Origin of the sequence: Nocardia sp. NPDC050406 (assembly GCF_044459025.1) — a bacterium.
Lineage (GTDB): Bacteria > Actinomycetota > Actinomycetes > Mycobacteriales > Mycobacteriaceae > Nocardia.
Window position 1 is genome coordinate 1465615 of the sequence record NZ_JBITIM010000002.1, and the last position, 24231, is coordinate 1489845.

Below are 24231 nucleotides of genomic sequence, written 5' to 3' on the forward strand. Positions count from 1 at the left end.
TCAGGGCCGCACGGGCTGTGTCACGCGGTCGGGGTAGATCATCTGCGCGGGCGGGTTGCTGGTTCGGCGCGCCAGCGGGTAGTAGATCGCGGCGGTCACCGCGATGCCGACGATCCACGAGATATCCGCGCCGCCAAGCGTTTCCGCGATCGGCCCGGTGTAGAGCTTCTGCGCCAGGAAGGGAATCTGCGCCAGCACGCCGACGGTGTAGGCCCCCAGCGCCGCCCAATTCCACCGCCCGTAACGTCCATCGGGGTCGTACAGCGCCGGAATGTCCACGCGCTCTCGGGAAATCAGGTAGTAGTCGACCAGGTTCACCACACTCCACGGCGTGAACACCATGAGCAGCACCAGGACGAAATTCTTGAAGTTGTCGAGGAAGTCGGCGCTGGCGGCAATGGCGACCATCACCGAGACACCGGTGAACGCCACGATATAGGCCGTGCGCACGCCGGTGGAGATGCGCGACTGCCCGCTGAAGGCGGTGACCGTGGTCAGCATGGACATGAACCCGCCATAGGCGTTGAGGCAGTTGACCGTCAGCTTGCCCATGACGATGACGAAGTAGATGAGCATGGCGATCCACGCGGGCCCCGCCAGCGCACCGACGAAGCCGACCTGATCGCCCAGGAACGCCTTTCCGGCACACGCGGCGATGAGCGCACCCAAGGTCATGGCCCACTGCGAACCGATCACGCTGCCCGCGAAGGTGGACCAGAAGGTCGCCCGCTCACTGGTCTCGCGCGGGAGATACCGCGAGTAGTCGGCCACATACGGCCCGAAGGTGAGCTGCCAACCCGCGCCGAGAGAGATGGCCAGCACGAACGTGGTCGCGTCGAAACCCTTCACGCCGACGAACGAGGAGACGTCGTATTCGGTGAACAGCCGGATGGCCAGATAGGTGAAGCCGAGAATGCCCACCACCGTGGCGATGCGGCCGATGGTGTGAATGAGCCGGTAGCCCGTCACCGCGATCACCGCCGTGAGCGCGCCGAACACCAGAATCCCGACCGTGGTGCTGTCGATGTGCAGGATCTTGCTGACCGCCTGCCCCGCCAGCACGCTGCCGGTGGCCGCGAAGCCGAGGTACATGAGAATGACAAGCAGCAGCGGGATCACCGCGCCGTAGACGCCGAATTGCGCTCGGCTGGAGATCATCTGGGGCAGTCCCAGGCGCGGTCCCTGCGCCGAGTGCAGCGCCATGACCGCGCCGCCGACCACATTGCCGATCAGCAGGCCGAGGATCGCCCACAGCGCGTCCGCGCCGAACACCACCGCGAGCGCACCGTCGACAATCGCCGTGATCTGCATATTCGCGCCGAACCAGAGGGTGAACTGACTGCGCGGGGTGCCGTGGCGCTCACCATCGGGAATGACATCGATGGTGCGTCGCTCGATGGCCAGACCGTCGGCCGGTTGCTCATATGTCATGGGCCTGTACTTCCGTGTGGGTGGTCAGCGACCGGCAGTGACGTGGAACGGTCCCGCCTATCGAGTGTGCGCTGAGTCACCAGATCCGAGATTGGATGTATAGTCCTGTATATACAGGTGGGTGTCAAGAGGTCGGATACCATCTCGGGTCGGCGGGTGGTCCGCTTCGCGGAGGGATGGACTTTCAATGGGGCAGGTCGCGGTGGTCGACACCGAACTCGCGGCGCTGTACGCGCGGGCCGGGGCCGAATCCGCGCCCGCGTACGAGCGCATCAAGCGAATGGTGTTGGCCCAGATCGAATCCGGCGACTGGACCGAGGGTGATCAACTGCCCTCGGAGAGCCAATTCGTCGCCGCGCTGGGCATTTCGCGCATGACCGTCAATCGGGCGCTGCGGGAACTGGCCGCCGAGGGCGTGGTCAATCGGCTCATGGGTGTCGGCACCTTCGTCGCGCCCACCAAGAAGCCCAGTGCGCTGTTCGAGGTGCGCAATATCGCCGACGAAGTGCAGCAGCGCGGGCATCGGCACCGCACCGAGGTGATCTTCCTGCGCCGCGAACCGGCCGATCTGGCCGCGACGCCGCTGCTGCGAGAAATGACCCGCGACACCGTTTTTCACTCGCTGCTGGTGCATTTCGAGGACGATGTGCCCATTCAGGTCGAGGACCGCTTCGTGGACCCGGCCGAAGCGCCCGGCTACCTGGAGCAGGATTTCACGCTGCGCACGCCCAACAGCTACCTCAGCGAGGTCGCGCCGCTGGTGCGCGGTGAGCATGTGGTGGAGGCCGTGCTCGGCACCCCCGAGGAGTGCCGCCTGCTGGTCATCCCGCCCGCCGAACCGTGCCTGCTGATTCGGCGTCGCACCTGGTCGGCGCGCGGATTGGTGAGTGCGGCGCGGCTGGTGCATCCCGGGTCGCGCAATCGGTTGGAGGGCGCGTTCGGCGCGTAGTCGCCTACGGTGGTTGTCGTGCGACAGCGACGGATGCGGACTCTGGCGGTCGTCTGCGGGGTGCTCGCGCTGGCCGGGTGCGCGCGGGAATCGACTCCGAGAGCGACGGGAACGACGACCGCTGCCCCGACTTCGAGCGTGGGGGAGCCGGTAGCGCTGCCCGCGCGGGAGTTTCCGGGGTTCCAACGCGTGGTGGTGCTCGACCCCGGCCACAATGGCGGCAACGCGGCCAATCCCGACATCATCAACAGCCCGGTGCCGGACGGTCGCGGAAATACCAAGGCGTGCAATACCACCGGCACCAGCGGCAATGACGGGTACACCGAACACGAATTCACCTGGGACGTGGCATCGCGTGTACGAGAACTGCTCTCCGCCCGAGGTATTCGCGTCGAGATGACCCGCGACAGCGATACCGGTGTCGGTCCCTGCGTCGACCAGCGCGCCGCCTTCGCCAATGGCACGGGTGCCGCCGCCATCGTCTCCATTCACGCCGACGGCGCGACCGGTGCGAACGCGCGTGGATTCCATGTGGCGCACTCCTCGCCGCCGCTCAACGACGCCCAGGGCGAACCCTCGGCACGGCTGGCCGCGACCTTGCGCGACACCTTGGTGAATTCCGGTTTCACGCCCTCCACCTATATCGGCGACAACGGCTTGAATCCGCGCGCCGATCTGGCGGGCCTGAATTTCGCCGAACGCCCGGCGGCGCTGGTGGAGTGCGGCAATATGCGCCATCCCGAGGACGCCGCGATACTCGAATCCCCGGACGGCCGAGCCGGACTCGCCGTCGCGATCGCCGCGGCCATCACCGCCTATCTCGGCTGAGTTCGACCCCGCGCGTCGCCCCGAGGGCCAGCGATTCTCGGCGTTAGATTAGCTCTGACGTTGCCGACGACCCGGTCCAACCGGCGGGCTTGGGAGGATTGTTGACCACGACCGAGAAGCGGCCGCGTTCTCGATTCACCGGTTGGCTCCTGGAGGACACGGGCGAGCAGTACGCCCAATTGCCCGGGCCGATGGTGCGCAAGCGCCCCAAAGAGCATCAACACTCCTGGTGGAAGGTCATGTGCCTGACCGGCGTCGACTACTTCTCGACCCTGGGATATCAGCCCGGCATCGCGGCGCTGGCGGCCGGTGTGCTGTCGCCGCTGGCCACCCTGGTGCTCGTGGCGCTCACCCTGTTCGGGGCTTTGCCGGTCTATCGCCGGGTGGCCCGGGAGAGTCCCCACGGCGGCGGCTCCATCGCCATGCTCTCCAGTTTTCTGCCGCGCTGGACCGGCAAGATCTGCATTCTCGTCCTGCTCGGATTCGCGGCCACCGATTTCACCATCACCATGACGCTGTCGGCGGCCGACGGCGCGGCGCACGTGGTCGAAAACCCTTTCGCGCCAGAGTTTCTGGACGGGCACCACCTCGCCATCACCCTGGTGCTGCTGGCCCTGTTGGCGGCGGTATTCCTGAAGGGCTTCAGCGAGGCCATCGGGATAGCGGTGGCGCTGGTCGCGGTGTACCTGTCGCTGAATATCGTGGTCGCGGTCGTCGGCATCGTCGAAATCGCGAAAGCGCCGCACCTGGTGAGTGATTGGACGACCGTACTCACCACCGAACACAGCAATCCGATCGCCATGATCGGGGTCGCCCTGCTCGTCTTTCCCAAACTCGCGCTGGGCCTTTCCGGTTTCGAAACCGGGGTGGCCGTCATGCCGCAGATCAAGGGCGGTGCGGGCGATACCCCGCGATATCCGCGCCAGCGCATTGTCGGCACCCGCAAACTGCTCACCACCGCGGCGCTCATCATGAGCTGCTTTCTCATCGTCTCCAGTGTCATTACCACCGTGCTCATTCCGGAGGCGGCCTTCCAACCCGGCGGGGAGGCGAACGGGCGCGCGCTGGCCTATCTGGCACACAAATACCTCGGTGACGCCTTCGGCACCGTGTACGACGTCAGCACCATCGCCATTCTGTGGTTCGCGGGCGCGTCGGCCATGGCGGGCCTGCTGAATCTGGTGCCGCGTTATCTGCCGCGCTACGGCATGGCCCCGGAGTGGGCGCGCCAGATTCGGCCGCTGGTACTGGTTTTCGCGACCGTCTCCTTCGGCATCACCTGGTACTTCGACGCCAGCGTGGACGCCCAGGGCGCGGCCTACGCCACCGGCGTCCTGGTGTTGATCACCTCGGCGGCGGTGGCGGTGACGCTGTCGGCCCATCGCAAGCGCCAGCGCGGGCGGATGCTCGGATTCGGGCTGGTGTCACTGGTTTTCGTGTACACCACCATCGACAACATCATCGAGAAGCCCGAGGGCATGCACCTGGCGATCCTGTTCGTACTGGCGATTCTGGTCGTCTCGTTCGTCTCCCGCACCCGCCGCGCCTTCGAACTGCGCGCCATCGAGGTGAGCTTCGACGCGGAGTCGGCGCGGGTGATCGACGAGCTGGCCGCGCGCGGCGAGATTCGCGTCGTCACCCACGAGGTCGGTCGGCGGCAGCCGCAGGAGTACCTCGAGAAAGAGGCCGACCAGCGGCGCGAGAGCCATATTCCGGACAGTGATCCGATCGTGTTCCTCGAAGTGATCGTCAAGGACCCTTCCGAATTCAGCACCGACCTGAGGGTGACCGCCGTCGAGGTGGAGGACTACAACATCCTCAGCGTCGAGGCGTCGGCCGTGCCCAACTCCATCGCGGCCATCCTGCTCGCCATCCAAGAGCGCACCGGCCAGTGTCCGCACGTGTATTTCGAATGGTCGGAGGGGAATCCGGTGGTGAATCTGCTGCGCTTCCTGTTCTTCGGCGAGGGCGAGGTCGCGCCGGTGACCCGGGAGATTCTGCGCCGCGCGGTACCGCGGCGATCGCAGCGCCCGCACGTGCACGTGGACTCCTGAAGCCACAGAAAACTAGCTGTTACTCCTAGTCGCATCAACGGCTACACTATTGCTACGCTCACGTAGCAACGATGGCTGCGGTGCTCGCGCAGCCGACGGGTTACAACGATGACCAGGAGTATCGATGAAGCTACTTCCGACTTTGGGCCGCCGCCAATCGGTGACCGATCCCGGTGAAGTGGCCCTGAACGCGCGCAATGTCCAGTTCGACTGGACGCAGACCCCGCCGGTCTGGATGACGGCCGAACCGATCGCCTCCCATGTGCTCAACGCGCTGAGCATGTTGCTGCCCGAGGGCGAGCGCATGTTCCTGGTGACCTTCGGCGAAGCGCTGCCGCTGGTGCGGGACGAGAAGCTGCGCGAGGCCATGATCGGCTTCATCGGCCAGGAGTCCATGCACGCCGAGAGCCACAACGGCGTCCTCGAGGACGTGCTGAAATCGCACGGTATCGATGTGGAGCCGTACGTGCGGCAGGCCGAGTATCTCTTCCGCAAGACCCTCGGCCCGCGTGAGATGGCCACCGAGGCCGCCCAGCAACAGCATCTGGTGGAGCGGCTCGGCTTCATCGCGACGCTCGAGCACTTCTTCGCCTTCCTCGGCGACTGGGTGATCAATGCCGATCTGGAGCAGTTCGACGCCGACCCGCAGATGCTGGACCTGTTCCGCTGGCACGGGGCCGAGGAGGTCGAACACCGCATGGTCGCGCACGAGGTGGCCGAGTACTTCGGCATCGGGTACGTGCGGCGCGGCGCGCTCATGGTGATCGTGTTCCCGATCTTCATCGCGCTGCTGCTGCGCGGCACCAAATACCTTGTGCACCAAGACGAAACGCTGCCCAACCACCGCTATCCCATGCTGGTGGCCAAGGTCTTCGGCTCGATGTGGCGCGGTGCGCTGCCGGGCATCCCGTCGCTGCTCAAGAGCGCGCTGTCGACCTTCAAGCCCGGGTACAGCCCGGAGACCGTCGGCTCCACCGCCCAGGCCATCGCCTACCTGGCGCAGTCGCCCGCGGCTCGCCGCGCCGCCTCGTGACGACCGTGCGGGAGATCCCTGCCGAACGCCCGCTCGACCTCTTCGGCAAGGGGCGCGGCGACCGTGCCACCCGGGTTCTCGAGGCCATCGCCGAGGCCCGGCTGCGCTGGACCACGGTGGTCAACCGGAAGGCTCCGGACGGCCGCGTCGACGACCGACGGATACCGCTGATCGTCACCGAGCGGCGGGTCGAGGCGCACGACACCGACGTCGTCAGCGTCATGTTCACCGCACCCGACGGGCGCGCGCTGCCCGAGTGGCGGCCGGGCGCGCACCTGGATCTGGAGTTGCCGTCGGGACGGGTGCGCCAGTACTCGCTGTGCGGGGATCCCGCCGACCGGCATGCCTACCGAATCGCGGTGCGGCGCATACCCGATGGCGGCGGCGGTTCGCTCGAGGTGCACGAAGCCCTCGCGGTCGGGACGCCGGTGACGGTGAAGGGGCCGCGCAACGCCTTCCCGTTCGTGCTGCCCGGCCACGGATCATCGGCCGCCCGAGTGCATTTCGTGGCGGGCGGTATCGGCATCACGCCGATTCTGCCCATGGTGCGCATGGCGCATCGGCTCGGCGTGGAGTGGACGATGGTGTACGTCGGGCGCAGCCGCGACACCATTCCCTTCCTCGACGAGGTGGAATCCTTCGGCGGCCGCGTCACCGTGCGCACCGATGACGAGCACGGATTGCCCACCGCCGCAGACCTTTTGCGTGGAGTCGGCACCGACACCTCGGTGTACTGCTGCGGGCCGGTGGTGATGACCCAGGTCATCGCCGACGCGGTGCGCGATATCGCGGGCGTGGAGCTGTACTCCGAACGCTTCTCGGCGCCGCCCGTGGTGAACGGCACCGCCTTCGAGGTCGAACTCGCCCGTGGCGGTGAGGTGATCGAGGTGCCCGCCGACAAGACGGTGCTCGAGGAAGTGCTGAAAGTCCGCCCGGGGCTGGCGTATTCGTGCCGCCAGGGCTTCTGCCGGACCTGCCGGGTGCGGTCGCTCTCCGGCGAGATCGACCATCGCGACACCGTCCTCACCGCCGACGAGCGTGCCGCCGGTGAACTGCTCATCTGTGTATCCCGCTGCGGCGGTGAACGACTGGTGCTGGACCTCTAGCACCTCATTTAGGAGACGATCGTGACCGATCAACCGACCATCATCCCCGCGTCCGACCGCATCGTCCGCAATGGCGAATTCGAGATCGCCGTCTACGAATACGGCGAACCGTCGGCCGAGACCGTCGTCCTGGTGCACGGCTGGCCCGACGACAATCACCTGTGGGATCGCGTGGTGCCGCTGCTGGCCCAGCGCTTTCACGTCGTCACCTACGACACTCGAGGGCACGGTCGCTCGACGCGTACCGACCGGACCGAGGACTACCAGCTGGAGCGGTTCGCCTCGGACTTCTTCGCGGTCGCCGACGCGGTGAGCCCGGACGCGCCGGTGCACGTGCTGGCCCACGACTGGGGTTCGGTGCAGGTGTGGGAGGCCGTGTGCGAGCCCCGCGCCGTCGAGCGGATCGCCTCGTTCACCTCCGTCTCCGGACCGAACCTCGACCACCTGGGTCAGTGGGTGCGCGGGGAGCTCTCGCGCGGCAAGGTGTGGGGGCCGTTCACGCAGCTGCTCTCCTCCGCCTACACGGGCCTGTTCATGACGCCGGGCGTGCCGCGCGTGGTGCTCAAACCCCTTGGCACCGAGAAGATGTGGTCGCGGTTCGTGGGGCTCATGAACGAGACCTCGCCACAGAACATCACTTTGGGACCGGAGTTCCGGCGGGACTTCTTCGACGGGATGCGCATCTACCGCGCGAATATCCTGCGCCGCATGACCGGACCGCGCGAGCGCCGCACCGAGGTGCCGGTGCAGCTGATCATCGCGCGCCGCGATGTGGCGGTGCGGCCCGCAGGCTACGACGACACCCAGGAATACGCGCCGAACCTGTACCGCCGGGAAGTCGGCGGTGGGCACTGGCTGCCGTTCTCGCATCCGGAACTACTGGCCACCTCGACCACCGAACTCATCGACTCGCTGCGCGGCGGGGAGACCACGCGCGGGCTGCGCCGCGCCGAAGTCGGCCGGACGCGACGGGAATTCGAGGATCAGCTGCTGGTGATCACCGGCGGCGGCAGCGGTATCGGGCGCGAGACCGCGCTGGCCTTCGCGCGCAAGGGCGCGGAGGTGGTGCTCTCCGACGTCAATCTGGACTCGGCCAAGGAGACCGCCGAACTCATTGCCCGCGAAGGCGGTTCGGCGCACGCCTATCAGCTCGACGTCGCGGACGAGGCCGCCGTGGCCGCGCATGCCGCCGCCGTGATCGCCGAGCACGGCGTGCCGGATATCCTCGTCAACAATGCGGGCATCGGCCAGGCGGGCGACTTCTTCGACACTCCCGCAGCGGAATTCGACCGAGTGCTCAATATCAATCTGCACGGCGTGATCAATGGCTGCCGTGCCTTCGGCAAGGCCATGGCCGATCGCGGGCTCGGCGGGCATATCGTGAATCTGTCGAGTATGGCCGCCTATACGCCGCAGCGCGGGTTCAGTGCGTACTCGACCAGCAAGTCGGCGGTCTTCATGTTCAGCGACTGCCTGCGTGCCGAACTGGCGGGCAAGGGAATCGGCGTGCACACTATCTGCCCGGGCATCGTGCACACCAATATCGTTGCCACCACTCGGTTCTCGGGTGTCTCCGCCGCCGAGGAAGCGCAGAAGCAGGCGCGCTATGACAAGCTCTACGCCGCCCGGCGCTACGGTCCGGAGAAGGTGGCGGCGCGGATCGTCAAGGCGGTCGAGAAGGATCGCGCCGTGGTGCCGGTGACGCCGGAAGCGCATCTGCAGTACCACTTCAGCCGCCTCGCACCGGCCGTCGCGCGCTTCGTCGCGGCGCGAGTCAAGTTGACCTAGGCGGTTTTTCAGCTCCCCGGTGGGTGTCCGGGGATACGGCCGGTTCGTCGCCACGGCGGCGGACCGGCCGTTTTGCTGTGCGGGTGCGGACTGGCGTCGGTGACGCAGGTGTGGCGGCGCTGCTTCGTTCGGCGCATCGGGGCCGCGGATCGTTCGGGGCGGGCGACGGCCTATCCGGAATAGTCGGTACCCAGTATCAGCGCTGCTCAATCACCCAGGATTGCGGGTCTGTCGAGTTCTCGTGCGCGCCGGTAGCTTTCGGCCATGGACACCATCTTGCAAGTCATCGTGACCGCCGCGGGCATCGGAGTCGTTGTCGCGGTGGTTGCCGTAATCATTCGGACCTTCGCCACGAGCGCGGAGGAGGATCGGGCTAATCGGTCGCGCAATCGGCGTAGAGGTTCATGGGCGGCCGGGGGCGGCGGCAGCAGCAGCGGTGTCGACAGCGGGGCCTCCGGTTGTGGCGGCGGGTCGAGCTGCGGTGGGGGAGGAGGCTGTGGTGGCGGTGGCGGAGGGAGCTGAGCCATGGAGAGTTACGTGACGTTCGTCTTTCCCGCGGTATGGATAGCGATCTTCGTGGCGATCGTGATCAGTGCCAGGCGGCGGGAACGGCGGCTGCGACGGTGGCGCGCCCAGTATGGCGGGGACGGGTACACCGGGAGTGGCCAGGTCGGCGGCGGGTTCGTCGACGGCGGTGGTGGTTGGGGTGACTCCGGCACCGGTTCGAGCTGCGGCGGGGGCAGCTCGAGCTGCGGTGGTGGTGGCGGTGCCAGTGGTTGTGGGGGCGGTGGGGGAGGAGGCGGGTGTTGACGGACTCCAGCTGTGGCGGGGGCGGCGCTCGGGGGTATCAAGCTCCCGAGCGCAGCGTCTCCTCGATGAGGCCGACCCGCTCGGCGGGAATGCCCCACGGCTTCGCTACGCCGACGCGGGTATCCAGATCCCACAGCACGCAGGTCTCTTCCGGTCGCGCCACCATCGACCAGGCCACCACGGTGCGGCCCAGCTGATCCGCCATCGGGTCCGCCGAACCGTTCGACCCCTCGCCGTCGGGGAAGTGGTGCAGGAATCGGCCGTAGGCGGCATCGCAGAAGCGCTGGTAGCGCATGGTGCACAGGATCAAGCCGTGCCAGGCCTCGTCCACCGCGTGCGAGGGCATGCCGATCACCTGATCGTCACGCAGCGCGGCTCCGCAACAGCGCAGCCACTGTCGCAATCCGGTCTCCACCAGGTCACGAGGTTGCCACGGACAGGTCTTGAAGACGGCCTCCGGAAGCGCCAGCGCATCGACCGCGCTGTTGATTCGGTCGATTCGGGAGCGGCTCAGGCGTTCACGCAACACAATTCACCGTACGGCGGCGCGGGCGAGTCGATCAAACCTCAGTTTCGGGGGCGAGCGTCGAAGGGACAGGAGCGGTTATGGGCGGATTCTTCTCGCAGATAGTGGTACCGGTGATCGGGGTGCTCGGCCTGGTCGTGGTCATCGGCATCTTCGCGGTCCTGCTGTGCGGATCGATGGAGTGGTTGGACACGGCGATGGAACGGGCCAAACGGCGCAGGCGCGGGGAAGTGGTGCGGCCTCGGGAACGGTGGGCGGTCTGGAAGCGGGCCTTCAACGATTTCCGGCGGCACCCCTACGAGGGGCAGGGCTCGGGTGCTGGACCGGGGCTCGGCCTCGGTCTGTGATGCGGGGTGTGGGACGGGAGGCCTCGTCCCACACCCGATCGATCAGCTCGCGACCGTGGCCTTGTCGTCGCGCGTGGCGCGCAGGCTGGTGAGCGTCACGGTCACCAGCACCACCACGATCACGCCCAGCGAGGCCAGCGTCGGAATGGTCGGCACCGAGCTCCAGACCCCGTGCGCCCAGTGCAGCACCAGCTTCACGCCGATGAAGGCGAGGATGATCGCCAGGCCGTAGACCAGGTGCACCAGTCGCGCCAGGGCGGCGTGCAGGACGAAATACAGTGCGCGCAAACCGAGTAGCGCGAAAGCGTTGGTGGCGAACACCAGGAACGGGTCACCGGTCACGCCGTAGACGGCGGGCACCGAGTCGACCGCGAAGACCAGGTCGGTGGCCATGACGGCGGCGACCACCAGGGCGAGCGGAGTCAGGGCGCGGCGGCCCTTCTCGATGACGGTCATCTTGGTGCCGCGGTAGTCGTCGGTGACCGGCATGAACCTGCGCAGCAGCCGCACCGACTTCATGGAGCTCACATCGACTTCGTTCTCGTGCCCGCCCAGCGCGTCGACGATCAGCTTGATCGCGGTGACCAGCAGGATCGCGCCGAACAGCAGGAACGCCCAGTCGAGGGTCGCCAGCGCGGCCGCGCCCAGCGCGATGAAGATGGCCCGCAGCACCAGCGCGCCGACGATGCCGTACAGCAGCACCCGCTGCGCCAGCGCCGCGGGCACCGCGAACGCCGAGAGCAGCAGCATGAACACGAACAGGTTGTCGACCGACAGCGACTTCTCCAGCAAATAGCCGGTGAAGAACTCCACCCCCGGTGTGGAACCCTTACTGGCCCACAGGTATACGCCGAACGCCACCGGCAACGCGATATAGAAGACCGTCCACCCCAACGCCTCCCGCATCGACACCTCGTGCGGGCGACGGGTGAGCACGAAATCGAGCACCACCAGACCCATCACACCGATGATCGTCACCGCCCACAAACCGGGCGTACCGACGGATTCGATAGCAGTGGAACTCGCGAGATGCGATACGGCGAGACTCATAGGACCTCCTCGGACATGGATAACCAGCCGAGGTCTCCTTCGCCCACCAGACCGCGGGCGATCATCCGGGGACCACGACCGCGTGATCCGTATTGACCGGAGTGATGCTTGAGAAGTACTCCCCTCGCGAGCCAGGGTAGTCGACCCTTAACTCACCTGTCCAGTTTGCCGCCCTCAGCGTGGCGTGCACACCACCACCGCGATAGGCCGCGACGTCTGCTTCTGATAAGCCGAATACCGCCCCCCATTCACCTTGTCCACCAACCCCCACCGCCGCGCATACCCCTCATCATCCGGATAGGTAGCCCGAGCCCGCACCGGAATCCGCCTCCTCTCCACCTGCACCTCACACTCCCCCTGAGCCTTCACATTGGCCAACCACCCCGGCGCCCGAGCCGACCCCCCATTCGACGCCGTAACCAAAAAATCCTTCCCATCCCGCGCATAGGTCAACGCATTGACCCGCTCCTTCCCCGTCTTCCGCCCCACAGTCCGCAACAACAACGTCGGATTCCCCAACAACAACCGATGCCCCACCAACCCCCCACTCTTCTCATAAACCCACTGATGCCCCCGCAACACCTTCACGAACAGCCCCGCCATAGGTCCTCCCACTCAGTCGCTTCCCGTCCCCTGGATCCTAGGCGCGCGCGTCGCCTGTTTCGCGGTGCAGTGTCGCGGATGCCTCGCTAGCTGAAGAATTGGGCCGCTTCGCCTTCCGGTGGGTGGTGCGTACTCCGGATCAGGTGTGCGCCTCCCGTGAACGGCGGTAGCTCAGTCGGGTTATCGGTCCAGCTCAGAGCCATGCGTGGGCTGAATGCGCGACGTCGGGTTTCGGTTAGTTTCGACAGCCTGGAACTGATAAAGTCTCGGGCCGACGCCCCTGTAGCTCAATGGGTTAGAGCTGCGGACTCATAATCCGTCGGTTGCCGGTTCGAGCCCGGCCGGGGGCACTCACAGCATCTGTAACGCCGCGCCCGGTCTATGACCGGGCGTTCCTCTTATGGCGGCGTCGAGTGAACCCTATGGCGTAGGTCACTCTCGGGCATGTCATGTTTCGGGGGTGGGTGGTGTCTTGAGGGCATGACGGAACGTAATGCGGGGTATCAGGTTGTTGTTGTGGGCGGCGGGTATGCGGGGGTGGTTGCGGCCAATCGGTTGCGGAAGCGGGGGGATGTGGGGATCACGGTGGTGAATCCTCGGGGGGAGTTTGTCGATCGGATTCGGTTGCATCAGTTCGTGGCTGGGACGGGGGGTGCGGTTATCGACTATGGGTCGTTGTTGGGGGAGGGGGTTCGGTTGGTGGTGGATACGGCTACTGGGATCGATGTTGGGGGGCGGGTGGTGCGGTTGGGGTCGGGGCGTGAGGTGGGGTATGACTACCTCGTTTATGCGGTGGGGAGTACGGCGGGGAGGGCCGGGGTGCGGGGCGTGGAGGAGTTCGCGTACTCGGTGGGGGAGATCGAGGGGGCGCGGCGGTTGCGGGATCGGTTGGGGGAGTTGGGGGTTGGGGAGCCGGTGGTCGTGGTGGGCGGTGGGCCTACGGGGATCGAGGTGGCCGCGGAGTTGGCGGAGCGGGGGCGGGGGGTCACGGTGGTGAGTGGTGTGGGGTTGATGCCCTCGCTGAGTGAACGCGGGCGGCGGTATGTCGCGAAGTGGTTGTCGCGCAACGGGGTCGAGGTGGCGGCGGGGGAAGTGGTTGAGGTGCGGGCGGATTCGGTGGTGCTCGCGGACGGGGGTGTGTTGCCGAGCGCGGTCACCGTGTGGGCCACGGGATTCGGGGTACCGGGGCTGGCGGCGGACAGTGGGCTGCGCACCGATTCGATCGGTCGAATGCTCACCGATGAGACGCTGACCAGTGTGGACGATGACCGGATCGTGGCTACGGGCGATGCCGCGGCGCCGTCGGGGCAGCCGCTGCGGATGAGCAGTCAGGCCGCGGGAGCCCTGGGGGCGCGGGCCGCCGACACCGTGTTGAGTCGGATCGCGGGGACCGAGCCCGCGGTGATCGACCTCGCCCTGACGGGAACGTGCGTCAGCCTCGGTCGGCGCGACGGTATCCGGCAGCTCGCCCGCAAGGACGATACGGCGGTGAACATCTATATCGGCGGTTGGATGGGCGCGCGGATCAAAGAGGGGACCTGCAAGCTCGGGGTGTGGAAGATGCGCCGGGAGGCCCGCAAACCGGGGTCGCTGTTCTGGCCCAAGGGCGGCCCGCGGCCCTCGATCGCCGCGTCGAAGGTCATCTCCGCATGAGCACCGACGAGCATGTCGAGCGGTTCACGTTGTTGCGGCCGCTGTTGTTCACGATCGTGTACGAGATCCTCGGGTCGGCGATCGAGGCCGATGATGTGTTGCAGGACAGCTATTTGCGGTGGGCCGAGGTGGATTTGGGGGCGGTGCGGGATACCAAGTCGTATCTGGCGCGGTTGGTTACTCGGCAGGCGTTGAACGCGTTGCGGGCCAGTTCTCGGCGGCGTGAGGACTATGTGGGGCCATGGTTGCCTGAGCCGTTGTTGCTGGATGAGCGGGATGCGGCGGCGGATGTGGTGTTGGCCGAATCGGTGTCCATGGCGATGTTGGTGCTGCTCGAGACGCTGAGTCCGGATGAGCGGGCGGTGTTCGTGTTGCGCGAGGTATTCGGTTTCGAGTACGGCGATATCGCCGCCGCGGTGGGTAAGTCCGTGATGACGGTGCGGCAGGTGGCGCATCGTGCTCGCGAACATGTGCGGGCGCGACGTAAGCGGTTCGAACCCGCGGATTCGGCTCAGGTCACCCGGGTCACCGAGCAGTTTCTGGCGGCGGCGGCCAGCGGTGACACCGAGGGGCTGCTCGCGCTGCTGGCTCCCGACGCGGCGTGGATCGCGGACAGTGGCGGCAAGGTCACCGCCGCCCGCCGACCCGTGGTGGGCGCGGAGCGGGTCGTCCGGTTCTTTCTCGAGCTCTTTCACAAAGCGATGGCGACACCGACTCTGCGGTTCGAGACGGCTCACTGCAACAGCACACCCGCCTTCACGGTCTACCGCGATGACCAGTTGGAAGGCGTCTTCCTCTTCGATGTCGTCGACGGCAAGATCGCCACCTTCTACGCCATCCGCAACCCCGACAAGCTTGCCGCAGTGACCATTCCGCGCACTATCACGCGCGGCCTGGACGCGGCGCACTGACAGGAGTGACCATGTCTTCCCGCACCATCGCCTACTGGGCCACCACTCTGACCATCGTCACCGAACTGGCCTCCGGATCGGTGTGGAACCTGGTGCCCATCGACTGGATCGAAATCCAATTGCACCACTTGGGATTTCCGCACTTCTTCGCCTACCTCATGGGCGCGTGGCAGGTCGCCGCGGCCATCGTGATCATCGCCCCCGGGCTCCCACTGCTCAAGGAATGGGCGTACGCGGGGTCGTTTCTGCTCTGGTCGGGTGCGGTGGTGTCGCATCTGGCGGTCGGCGACGGCCTCCAATCATGGGGCGTGCCACTGGTATTCGCGACCCTGGCGGTCGCGTCATGGCTGCTGCGCCCAGCCGACCGCCGCCTCCCACAGACGTATCGGCGGGGGACGACCGGCCAGGTCGACACGACGGCCACTCCGCGCGCCTGGGCCCTCACCCTCGGAGTGCTCGCCGTGCTCTACATCGGATCCATCGTCACCCTGCCCGCGGTCGACGACGTCATGCGTCAGAACGCGGTCGACCTCGGCTGGATCGACGAGTAGCCGAGCCCCTCACAGATCGAAGCGGGCACTCAGCCCCGAGCGAATGCGCTCCAGGATCTCCGGCGGCACCGTACCGAGGTACTCGGCGAACGTCGCGCGGTGGGCGACGGTGAGATCGTAGAGCGCGATGATCTCGGTGCTGCCGGGCAGCGGAATCGAGAGCAGCTCGTATTGTGTTGGCACTTCCCGTGATTCGCGCAGCGGAGCGACAATGATCTGCTGCCGGAACCGCGCCATCAGATCACCGTCCACGACGATGACGCGCGCCTCACGCCCGGAGAGCGGGCTGACGGTTTTCCAGAGATGACCTTGCTGCGGTGAGCTAGTCGGCATTGCCGAACAGGACTCGCTCGGTGAGATGCGCGGCATCGGCGTGGCTGGTGATGTCGGGCCCGCCGTGTTCGGATTCCCACCGGGCCAGCGCGCGCAACTCGTCCTCGACCATGCGCTGCCGGATGGCGCGGGCGACGTAATCGCTCATCTTGCCCTCGCCCGCGATCTCACGCAGCCGCGTGGCCAGATCGTCGGGGAGGACGATGCTCATCTTCGTGGCCATGCGCATGATGGTACGGCCGAATGGCTGCCGATATGGGCGGTTTCAGGGGCGGACCTCGGCATTCACCGCGGGCGGCGCGAGCGCTTCGGCATGCGGCGCGTCGGGGGAGAGCTCCGCGATCTCGGGCCGACCGCGGCGGTGGAACCAGTGCAGCACCGTGATACCGATCAGTCCGATCAGCCCGGTGGCAATGCCGACCTGATAGCCCGGCGGCCGCCAGCTCAGCACCAGATCGGCATTGTGGGTACCGGCGGGGATATTCGCCGCCACGAAGGTTCCCGCCACGGTGCGCACCGGAATCTCCTTGCCGTTCAGCGTGATCCGGTACCCCGGCCAGGACAGCCGGGAGAACACCAGGCGACCGCCGCCGTCCGAGGTCACCTTCACATGGCTGGTGTAGTCGTTGGCGGAGGTCGACGACGCGATGACATCGTCGGCGTCGGCGACAATGCCATTGCGGGTCGAGATGGGTCCGGATTCGCGCTCCAACACCCAGATATAGCGTTCGTGCCCGGGATAGTCGACGAACTTCCACCCCGCCGGAGCGGGCTGATTGCGGGCATCCGGATACTGCGCCCGTTGCAGCACAACGCGATCCACCTTCATGAGATCGACAATCGTGCGGCCCGTGGCCGGTTCGGTCGCGAAGGCCCGGCGATAGGCGTCCGCGCAGGTGCTGCCCGACCAGTCCATGCACAACATGCCCGCGAAGGCCGCATGGCCGATGGGCGTGTAGCCGTTGACGTAATCCAGGCCGAGGTCCTTGGCGTAATTGCCGATGGCGATGGACCCGTACACGCCCGAGAGGCTGCGCTCGTCGGGATGCACCAGCACCCGATCCGCGAGTTGCAGTGTGGTGCCGTGGAAGTCGGGGAACGCCGCGGTCATCTCGGAGCGGCGTTCGGCGAAGTTGTAGGACATCGGCGTGGACGGCGCGACCGCCACCTGCGCGAAGGCGATCGGGAAGATGGACGCGACCAGCGCCGCGCAGGCGACCGCCACGCCTCGACGCCGGGCCAGCCACAACACGCCCGCGCCCAGCGCGAGCACCGCCAGCACGGCGACGATGTGCCGCACGGCGATCAGCGGCGCGGCCGACAGCGAGCGCACGAACAGCACCCCGATCAGCCCGAGCGCCGCCATCGTTCGGCGGCGCGAGGAGGTGAAAACCCCGTAGCGGCTGAGCAGTACGCACACCAGCACGAGCAGCGCGATGGCCAGCATGGGCAGCACCCGCGCGGGCCACCGCAGCGGACCGATCGCCCCCGGCCCCGCCGTCCACATGAGCACCACCCCGGCGAACAGCCACACCCCGCTCAGCTCGCGCGCCGCCGCCCGCGCCGCCTTCCAATCGATGAAAGCCAGTGCCGGAACGAGGAACCAGACGATGTACACCATGGGCAGCGGCTGCACATGCCCCCACCACGCCGTGAACGCGGGCGTCGTACTCGGCAGGCTCGCGTTCAGCGACTCCGACCACGGCACCGTCAGGAACGGGTCGTTGTGGATCATGACGCTGCCGCGCCACGTCACCTGCGACGACAGCACCCCGGGCAGATTCGCGATCATGGCCGCCGACAGCGCGCACGCCGCCGCCAACGCCAGCCGGGCCGACGGCTGCCAGCGCCGCTGGTAGATCACCTCCCCGATCAGCACCATGGCGATCACCAGCGCGGCCTCCACCGCGGGAAAGGCGTACTGGACGGTCAGCGCCAGGTACAGGAAGACGAAGACCGACACCGGCCCGCCGCGCCCGCGCGCGTACAGCACCGCCGACGCCCAGGCGTGCACGATCCACGCGGTGCCCGTCTGCGAGGTGACCCAGCTGGCCTCGTCGAAGAACAGGAACCAGCCGCTGAACGGAAACGCCACGCCCGCCACCGCCGCCCAGGGCGCGGCCGCCCCGTAGGCCCGGCAGATCCGAAATACGCCCAACGCCGCGATGATCGCGAACACCAGCTTCACCAGTGTCGCGAAGATCGCCAGATTGTCCATGGACGGCGCGAGCAGGTAGATCAGCAGCTGCGGCGGATTGAACAGCCCGGCTTCCTCCAGGGTGTAGTTGCCCGCCATCCACTCCCACGGGACCAGCGCCGGAAAACGCCCCTCCCGCAACTGCGTTCCGAGCAGCACCCACATGCCGGTGTACTGGGCCTCGGTGTCATCGGTGTAGAAGTGCCGTGGATCCGCCAGCAACACCGCAGCGAATCCAATGGCAACGCCGATCGCGGTGAGCGCTCCCCACCGCCATCCATCGTTTCGCGATTCGGTTGTCGCACTGGTCCTCACGAACGCTGCATCGTAACCGGCGATCGTGAGCGAAGCATGACCAAGAGTGTCTGAATTGTCCGAATAGCCGGGAACATGTCCGAGACTGTCAGTGCTGGGCCGAATTTGTCATATCCCGCGGTACGAACCGGCGGCCGTCCCGCGCCGAACCACCGATGCGAGATTCCCACCCGCCTTACGATCGTGGCAGATCCGTCGGTGCCAGCGATTCGCGAAGGAGCGAACGATGAGCAGTCAGCCGCACGATCCCGCGCGCCTCCCGCCCGCCTGGCGCGGCGAACCCACCAGACACCGCCGCAAGCCGCTGCGGTGGCTGCGCGGACGCGTCACCCCCGCCGGGGATTACGGCTTCTTCGGCCCGGACGCGGTGGCGTGGCGGGTCTGGATGTACCCGACCAGCGCGGTCTGCGGCTTCTCCCGCTCGGTGGTGATCGAGGAGCTGGACCCGTTCCTGGTGGCCGCCGTGGACCGCACCGGCAAGATCTACCGGGATCCTCGGGCGCGCTACGACCACACCCTCGCCTACTTCTCGACGGTCATCGTCGGCGACAGCGAGACGGTGGTGAAATCCGCCGAGGTGCTGGTGAAGATCCACGCCACCCAGGGGCGCGGCATCGAACCGGTGTCGGGTCTGCCCTACGACGCCAACAACCCCGACAGTCAACTGTGGATCCTGTTGACCGCCTGGCACTCCATCCTCTACTGCTACGAGAACCTCGGCCCCGGACCGCTCACCGACGAAGAGGATCGGGAGTACTGGGCGCAGTGCGCCATCGCCGCCCAGTTGCAGACCTGCGATCCGGCCAAGGTGCCGCGCAGCCGTGACGGGGTGCGCGCCTATTTCGAGGAGGTGCGCCCGCGCTTGGCCGCCTCGGAGACGACCCAGGCCGCCATGCGCTACCTGCTCGAGCCCCGCCACATCTACCCGCCGTACCCGCGCATCCTGCGCCCGGGCGGCTGGGCACTGAACCGAATCTTCCGCGCCGCAAACCTTTCCACCATCCCGCACTGGCAGCGCGACTTGGCCGACCTGCGCCAGTCCTGGCTCGTCGATGTGCTGGTGCGGCCCCTGGCCAGGCTGATCTTCCGCCTCGTCGCCGCGAACGACCGCGTGAAATTGGTACTGCTCGCGTGGATTTCACCCTCCGCCGCACCCGTGCTCGCTCCGGCGCTGCGGCACGTGCCTCCGGAGCGGCCCGAAACCACCACCCCCGCAGCGGCTTTCGCCCGCTGGGCCGTGCCGACGCCGCTGGAGGTGCGCGCCGCGGTGGAGGCGGGCACGGCTCGACACCTCACTCTGGGGGATTGAGGGGCGCAGCGCCTCGGCCCGCGAGTCCGACCGCGGTCCCGCTACACCCGCACCGCCGCACGCCCTCGGTGGGCGCGCGCGAAGTGCCCGGGGGACTGGCCCTTCCACGACCGGAACGCGGAACCGAAGGCGGAGACGCTGGAGTACCCCAGCCGGTCGGCCACCTGCTCGACGGTCAGCCCGGCGACCAGCAGCTCCTCGGCCAGCATGCCGACCGTCTCATTGCTGAGCTCGCGGAAGGTGGTGCCCTCGTCGGCCAGACGGCGGCGCAGCGTGCGGACGCTGACGTCGAGATCGGCCGCGATATGGGTCTGATCGGTGACGCCGCCGCGGCGAATGAGCAGATTGCGGACCTGCCCGGCCACCCCGATGCGGCTGCGGCGGCGCTGCAGCAACTCCTCGCACTGCTGCTCGTAGTAGCGCGCCACCGCGATATTCGCCTGCGGCAGTGGGGTTTCCAGGGCGCTCGCCGCGAAGACCATCACACTGGTGTCGGCGTCGAAGCGCACGTCGTCGACACCGATCACCGCACCGAACATCTCGTAGATGGGATGCGGCGGCAGCGTCACGTGCACGCGCAGCACGGGCGGGCGCGTGGACATCAGATCCTGTTGCACGGTCGAGATGGCGCCGAGGTCGCGTTCCAGGGCGAAGGCGCGGATCTCCTCGGGTAGCGCGTGATCGTCGCGCACCACCCAGGCCTCGTCGCCCACCATGCGCATGGTGTGCTGCGCGACGGTGTAGGTGAGATCGGCATGGCGCAGCGCGATATCCATGGCGTGCCCGAGCGTGGGACTGCTCATGATGGCGAAACCGAGGACGCCGAGACTGGTGGTGTGGCACATGAGTCCGGCGAGCAAACCCTGTCCGGGTTCGTCGTCCACGCCGCGCACGATATTGCGAATGAGCGCGATCTCTTGGGCGTGCGTGATCTCGGCGGTCTGCTCGTGCAGGTCCGATTCGCGAATTCCGGTGTCGCGCAGGGCATCGGCCGCCGTCATACCCCTGGTGCTCGCGAAATCCACGAGCAGGGCGGCGCTGCCGATCGAACGCAAGCGCATCGTCGCATCGGCTCGGTCGGTGTCCATGCGCAAATCGTCCCAGAATCCGCCGCGTCGGTGGTTCGGATTCGATGACGATTCGGCCTTCGGTACGGCCGATATTCGCCGGTTCCTGGCCCATTGTGTGCTGTCGAGACGTTTCCGGCGAACGTACGGTAACTGTATGCCGCACCGCGAGCGGCGGCTCGGCCGTCCGGGTAGTCGCCCATCGTGTGCCCCCCGACTTCACCCGATCGCGGTGCGGTACTTCCATTCCCGATTCGTCTGAAGTGAGCTGGAATGCCGCATACGAGAACTGTCCGGGAATCCGCTCTCACCGTGCTCGCACCCACCGACGGCCGACCGGTCGGCACGGTCGCGGTGCACTCGCCCGAGCAGGTGGGAGCCACGGTGAGTAGCCTGCGCGAGGCGCAGACCCCCTGGCGTGCAATGGGTGTCGTCGGACGTCTGCACTGGGTGACGCGATTTCGCGACTGGCTCCTCGACCACGAGGACGACCTCTGCGCGTTGCTGGCGAGTGAAACCGGCAAATCGGTCGGCTCCGCGCGCAAGGAGTTCGCGCTCGCACTCGAAGCCATCGACTACCACCGCGGCCACGGCGCGGAATACCTTGGCGTACAACGCCCGCGGGCGCACAGCCTGCCCTCGCTCGCCGTGGGGCTGTCGGTCTCCTACCGCCGGTGCGCGGTGGTAGGGGTGATCGCCCCGTGGACCTATCCGCTGGCACTCGCCCTGTTCGACGCGGTCCCGGCGCTGCTGTCCGGATGCGCCGTGGTGGTCAAACCCTCCAGCGTGACACCGCTGACCGTGCACGAGATCGTGGCGGGCTGGGGTCGGATCGGCGCACCGGCGGTGCTCGCCAGCGCCATCGGCCCGGAGGCGGGCCCGGCGGTCCTCGACACGGTGGACCACCTGCATTTCACCGGCTCGGCGGATACCGGCAAGGTGGTCGCGCTGCGCGCCGCGAGCCGATTGATTCCGTGCCGTCTCGGCCTCGGCGGCAAATCCACGGCGATCGTCCTCGCCGACGCCGATCTCGACCGCGCCGCGGCGGCCATCGCATTGGGCGGGCTGGCCGAATGCGGGCAGGGGTATCACAGCATCGAGCGCGTCCTCGTCGAATCCAGCGTCTACCCAACGTTCGTCGACAAACTCGCCACCGAGGTCGCCGCGTTCGGGGCCGAGGATCCGGAGGACACCGATCCCTACGTCATGACCTCCGCCTCCCATGCGCGGTTCGTCGCCGACCAGGTTCGAGACGCTCTCGACAAGGGCGCGAGCCTGCGCATCGGCGGGGTGAATTCGGGAAACACCTTCGCGCCCACCGTGCTCGCCGATATCGATCCGACCATGTCGATCATGAACCAGCAGACCTTGGGTCCGGTGCTGCCGGTCATGCGCGTCGACACCGTCGCCGAGGCGATCGAGCGTGCCCTCACGCCCTGGTGTGGACCGAGCGTCAGCGTCTGGACCACCGACGACGCGACCGGCGGCTGGGTCACCGGGCGCCTCGACGCCCCGGAGACCGGGGTGAACGATGTGTCCGTGCATCTCACTCCGCCCGGCTTCGCCTAGGCCACGCGCGCTACCTCGGGTGACAGCAATTGCTACACTCGTGTATAAATCTGGTCGGCTGGTTTTCGAGCGATCTTGTGCAAAGGAGCACGCGATGACCACACAGACCGAGCGTCCGCAGTTCAACGCCCCGGTACGGAAGATCCGCGAGGTCGACTACGGCTTCTTCGGACCGGATTCGCCCACCTGGAGGGTGTGGACCGCGCCCACAGCGGTCCTGGGTTTCCAGCGCTCGGTCACCCTCGAGCACTTCGATCCGGATCTGACCGCGGCCGTCGCCGATGTCGGCGGCATCTACAGCGATCCGCGCGGACGGCTCGACCACACCTTCGCGTACTTCCTCATCGCGGCGGTCGGCGACAGCCGCATGGCCGTCGAATCCGCCGAACACCTCATGAAGGTGCACGCCAAGGCCACCGGAATCGAGCCGATCACCGGAAAGCGCTACAGCGCCAACAATCCCGACTCGCAGCTGTGGATCCACGTCACCGGCTGGCATTCGGTGCTCAAGTGCTACGAGATGTTCGGACCCGGCCCGCTCAGCCCCGCCGAGGAGCGTCGCTACTGGGCCGAATGCGTCGTCGCCGCGGAATTGCAGACCTGCAAACCGTCGGATGTGCCGACCTCGCGGGCCGAGGTGCGCGAGTACTTCGCGGCCGTGCGGCCGCGGCTGTGTAGCTCCGAGCGGGCCCATCGGGCCATGCACTACCTGCTGCACACGCCGATGGAAAAGGGCGTTCGACTATGGGGCGGAAGCCGTCTCATCGCTCCGGCCGTGATCGCGACACTGCCCAAGTGGATGCGCGAGACCGGCGGATTCGACCAGCCCGGCCTGGTGGACGCCGGTATTCGCCCGGCCGCCAAACTCGCCATCGCCGCCCTCGGCGGTGACAGCGCCAAGCTCAGGACGCTGCGCTCGGCCATCGGCCCGATGACGGCCCGGCTCTACCGCGAGCACCTCGAAGCCGGGATCCCGGAGAACCCGGTGACGGTGACCCCGGCCGAGGCCCGCGCCCGCTACGGCTCGGCCGGACGCCGCGCCAGTCGAAGCGCCTGAGCGAAACCGCAGCGCGCCTGAGCGAAACCGCAGCGCGCCTGAGCGAAACATCCAGCGCGCCCGGACTCTTCGCTCAGAGCACCGCCTGCGTCTGCGTCACCTTGGCGACGAGCTTGCCCGCATCGTCGTGGATCTCGGTCTCCACCACGATCACGGTGCGCCCCACATGCAGCGGGCGCGCGCTGGCGGTGGCGTAGCCGGAGCGCACGGCGCGCAGGAAATTCGTCTTGGACTCCACCGTGGTGGTGCCGACCTTGCCCTCCGGCAGGTTCAGGTACGCGCAGACCGCGCCGGTGGAATCGGCCAGCGCCATGAGGGTGCCGCCGTGCATGACTCCGCCCAGGGTGCACAGGGTTTCGTCCCAGGCCAAGCGGCTGCGCACGAGTTCGGGCCCGTGCTCGAGCACCTGCACGCCGAGGCGTTCGGTGAACGGCATGGACTGGTGGAACAGGGCGGTACCGGTGGTGTCGATCGTCGCGGTCATGGCATCGAGCCTGCCGCACGGCGCGCACCCGGTCGATTACCCGCGAGGTAAAGCGCGAACGCCCGGACACCTCGATACGACGTGCGGACCTGCGCCCAGCCCCCGTGATCGGATACGATTCGGATGCCTTTTCGGTCCAGAAACCGGCCGTGGAGTTGGATTTCGCGCGCCTATTTTCCCTCCGGGGAGATGGAACGGAGGCAGTCTTGTTGTCCCGCACTAACCGTCGGATCCCCCGGCAGCTCTCGAAACTCCCGCTG

22 protein-coding genes and 1 tRNA gene are annotated in these 24231 nt (G+C 67.3%); 14 read left to right on the top strand and 9 right to left on the bottom strand.

All coding sequences use genetic code 11. The features are described 5' to 3' along the window. Nucleotides 1–1431 (bottom strand): purine-cytosine permease family protein, encoded by a 1431-nt coding sequence (locus tag ACIBH2_RS19970; RefSeq protein ID WP_397119401.1) that lies wholly within the window; start codon nucleotides 1429–1431, stop codon nucleotides 1–3. A gap of 187 nt (nucleotides 1432–1618) precedes the next feature. Between ACIBH2_RS19970 and hutC the strand changes: the two genes are divergently transcribed. The 6 genes from hutC to ACIBH2_RS20000 all read left to right on the top strand — a co-directional run bounded on the left by hutC (nucleotide 1619) and on the right by ACIBH2_RS20000 (nucleotide 9189). Next, nucleotides 1619–2380 carry a histidine utilization repressor gene (gene hutC, locus ACIBH2_RS19975; RefSeq protein ID WP_397119403.1) on the top strand — a complete coding sequence of 254 codons (762 nt, stop codon included), beginning with the start codon at nucleotides 1619–1621 and terminating at the stop codon, nucleotides 2378–2380. Between the two features lie 138 nt (nucleotides 2381–2518). Beyond that, nucleotides 2519–3208 carry an N-acetylmuramoyl-L-alanine amidase gene (locus ACIBH2_RS19980; protein ID WP_397119405.1) on the top strand — a complete coding sequence of 230 codons (690 nt, stop codon included), beginning with the start codon at nucleotides 2519–2521 and terminating at the stop codon, nucleotides 3206–3208. A gap of 191 nt (nucleotides 3209–3399) precedes the next feature. Beyond that, nucleotides 3400–5262 (top strand): amino acid transporter, encoded by a 1863-nt coding sequence (locus ACIBH2_RS19985; RefSeq protein ID WP_397120911.1) that lies wholly within the window; start codon nucleotides 3400–3402, stop codon nucleotides 5260–5262. A gap of 124 nt (nucleotides 5263–5386) precedes the next feature. Further along, a complete protein-coding gene (locus tag ACIBH2_RS19990) occupies nucleotides 5387–6295 on the top strand; it encodes a metal-dependent hydrolase (RefSeq protein ID WP_397119407.1) in 909 nt (302 codons plus the stop codon). Further along, complete coding sequence (locus tag ACIBH2_RS19995) at nucleotides 6292–7401, top strand: PDR/VanB family oxidoreductase (protein ID WP_397119409.1); 1110 nt, start codon at nucleotides 6292–6294, stop codon at nucleotides 7399–7401. Before ACIBH2_RS19990 ends, ACIBH2_RS19995 begins: the two co-directional genes overlap by 4 nt. Nucleotides 7402–7419: 18 nt before the next feature. Continuing rightward, nucleotides 7420–9189, top strand: a complete 1770-nt coding sequence (locus ACIBH2_RS20000; RefSeq protein WP_397120913.1) for an SDR family oxidoreductase — start codon at nucleotides 7420–7422, stop codon at nucleotides 9187–9189. Nucleotides 9190–10036: 847 nt separating this feature from the next. On the opposite strand, the gene ACIBH2_RS20005 is transcribed toward ACIBH2_RS20000, so the two are convergent. Then, on the bottom strand, nucleotides 10037–10525 hold the full coding sequence (locus ACIBH2_RS20005; protein ID WP_397119411.1) for a hypothetical protein: 489 nt from the start codon (nucleotides 10523–10525) through the stop codon (nucleotides 10037–10039). A gap of 80 nt (nucleotides 10526–10605) precedes the next feature. Here ACIBH2_RS20005 and ACIBH2_RS20010 point away from each other — a divergent pair, with 80 nt between their 5' ends. Continuing rightward, nucleotides 10606–10872 (top strand): hypothetical protein, encoded by a 267-nt coding sequence (locus tag ACIBH2_RS20010; RefSeq protein ID WP_397119413.1) that lies wholly within the window; start codon nucleotides 10606–10608, stop codon nucleotides 10870–10872. A 42-nt stretch (nucleotides 10873–10914) separates the two neighbouring features. Here the strand turns inward: ACIBH2_RS20010 and ACIBH2_RS20015 are convergent, their stop codons facing one another. Beyond that, a complete protein-coding gene (locus ACIBH2_RS20015) occupies nucleotides 10915–11922 on the bottom strand; it encodes a TerC/Alx family metal homeostasis membrane protein (RefSeq protein WP_397119415.1) in 1008 nt (335 codons plus the stop codon). A gap of 174 nt (nucleotides 11923–12096) precedes the next feature. Beyond that, the gene (locus ACIBH2_RS20020) at nucleotides 12097–12525 is read right to left on the bottom strand and encodes a nitroreductase/quinone reductase family protein (RefSeq protein WP_397119417.1); all 429 of its coding nucleotides are present in this window, start codon (nucleotides 12523–12525) and stop codon (nucleotides 12097–12099) included. Between the two features lie 276 nt (nucleotides 12526–12801). On the opposite strand from ACIBH2_RS20020, the gene ACIBH2_RS20025 reads away from it, so the two are divergent. From ACIBH2_RS20025 to ACIBH2_RS20040, 4 genes are all read left to right on the top strand, one after another. Beyond that, nucleotides 12802–12875 (top strand) — tRNA-Ile (locus ACIBH2_RS20025). A 130-nt stretch (nucleotides 12876–13005) separates the two neighbouring features. Next, nucleotides 13006–14178, top strand: a complete 1173-nt coding sequence (locus tag ACIBH2_RS20030; protein ID WP_397119419.1) for an NAD(P)/FAD-dependent oxidoreductase — start codon at nucleotides 13006–13008, stop codon at nucleotides 14176–14178. After that, nucleotides 14175–15089, top strand: a complete 915-nt coding sequence (gene sigJ / locus ACIBH2_RS20035; protein ID WP_397119421.1) for an RNA polymerase sigma factor SigJ — start codon at nucleotides 14175–14177, stop codon at nucleotides 15087–15089. Before ACIBH2_RS20030 ends, sigJ begins: the two co-directional genes overlap by 4 nt. Nucleotides 15090–15100: 11 nt before the next feature. Next, on the top strand, nucleotides 15101–15640 hold the full coding sequence (locus tag ACIBH2_RS20040; protein WP_397119423.1) for a DoxX family protein: 540 nt from the start codon (nucleotides 15101–15103) through the stop codon (nucleotides 15638–15640). A gap of 9 nt (nucleotides 15641–15649) precedes the next feature. Here ACIBH2_RS20040 and ACIBH2_RS20045 read toward each other — a convergent pair whose 3' ends face one another. Genes ACIBH2_RS20045 through ACIBH2_RS20055 form a run of 3 tightly spaced genes read right to left on the bottom strand, consistent with a single transcriptional unit; the run spans nucleotide 15650 to nucleotide 18395 of the window. Beyond that, nucleotides 15650–15973: a hypothetical protein gene (locus ACIBH2_RS20045; RefSeq protein ID WP_397119425.1), complete on the bottom strand. Its 324-nt coding sequence runs from the start codon at nucleotides 15971–15973 to the stop codon at nucleotides 15650–15652. Continuing rightward, the gene (locus ACIBH2_RS20050) at nucleotides 15963–16196 is read right to left on the bottom strand and encodes a hypothetical protein (RefSeq protein WP_397119427.1); all 234 of its coding nucleotides are present in this window, start codon (nucleotides 16194–16196) and stop codon (nucleotides 15963–15965) included. The genes ACIBH2_RS20045 and ACIBH2_RS20050 overlap by 11 nt, the downstream gene beginning before the upstream one ends. Nucleotides 16197–16238: 42 nt before the next feature. Further along, nucleotides 16239–18395: a hypothetical protein gene (locus ACIBH2_RS20055; protein WP_397119429.1), complete on the bottom strand. Its 2157-nt coding sequence runs from the start codon at nucleotides 18393–18395 to the stop codon at nucleotides 16239–16241. 316 nt (nucleotides 18396–18711) lie between these two features. Here ACIBH2_RS20055 and ACIBH2_RS20060 point away from each other — a divergent pair, with 316 nt between their 5' ends. Continuing rightward, nucleotides 18712–19794, top strand: a complete 1083-nt coding sequence (locus ACIBH2_RS20060) for an oxygenase MpaB family protein (RefSeq protein WP_397119431.1) — start codon at nucleotides 18712–18714, stop codon at nucleotides 19792–19794. Nucleotides 19795–19835: 41 nt separating this feature from the next. Here ACIBH2_RS20060 and ACIBH2_RS20065 read toward each other — a convergent pair whose 3' ends face one another. After that, the gene (locus tag ACIBH2_RS20065) at nucleotides 19836–20882 is read right to left on the bottom strand and encodes an AraC family transcriptional regulator (protein WP_397119433.1); all 1047 of its coding nucleotides are present in this window, start codon (nucleotides 20880–20882) and stop codon (nucleotides 19836–19838) included. A gap of 252 nt (nucleotides 20883–21134) precedes the next feature. Here ACIBH2_RS20065 and ACIBH2_RS20070 point away from each other — a divergent pair, with 252 nt between their 5' ends. Continuing rightward, entirely contained in the window at nucleotides 21135–22430 is a 1296-nt protein-coding gene (locus ACIBH2_RS20070; protein WP_397119435.1) for an aldehyde dehydrogenase family protein, read from the top strand. A gap of 94 nt (nucleotides 22431–22524) precedes the next feature. After that, nucleotides 22525–23487, top strand: coding sequence for an oxygenase MpaB family protein (locus ACIBH2_RS20075; protein ID WP_397119437.1), 963 nt, complete (start codon nucleotides 22525–22527; stop codon nucleotides 23485–23487). A gap of 73 nt (nucleotides 23488–23560) precedes the next feature. On the opposite strand, the gene ACIBH2_RS20080 is transcribed toward ACIBH2_RS20075, so the two are convergent. Continuing rightward, on the bottom strand, nucleotides 23561–23971 hold the full coding sequence (locus ACIBH2_RS20080) for a PaaI family thioesterase (protein ID WP_397119439.1): 411 nt from the start codon (nucleotides 23969–23971) through the stop codon (nucleotides 23561–23563). Between the last annotated feature and the right edge of the window lie 260 nt (nucleotides 23972–24231).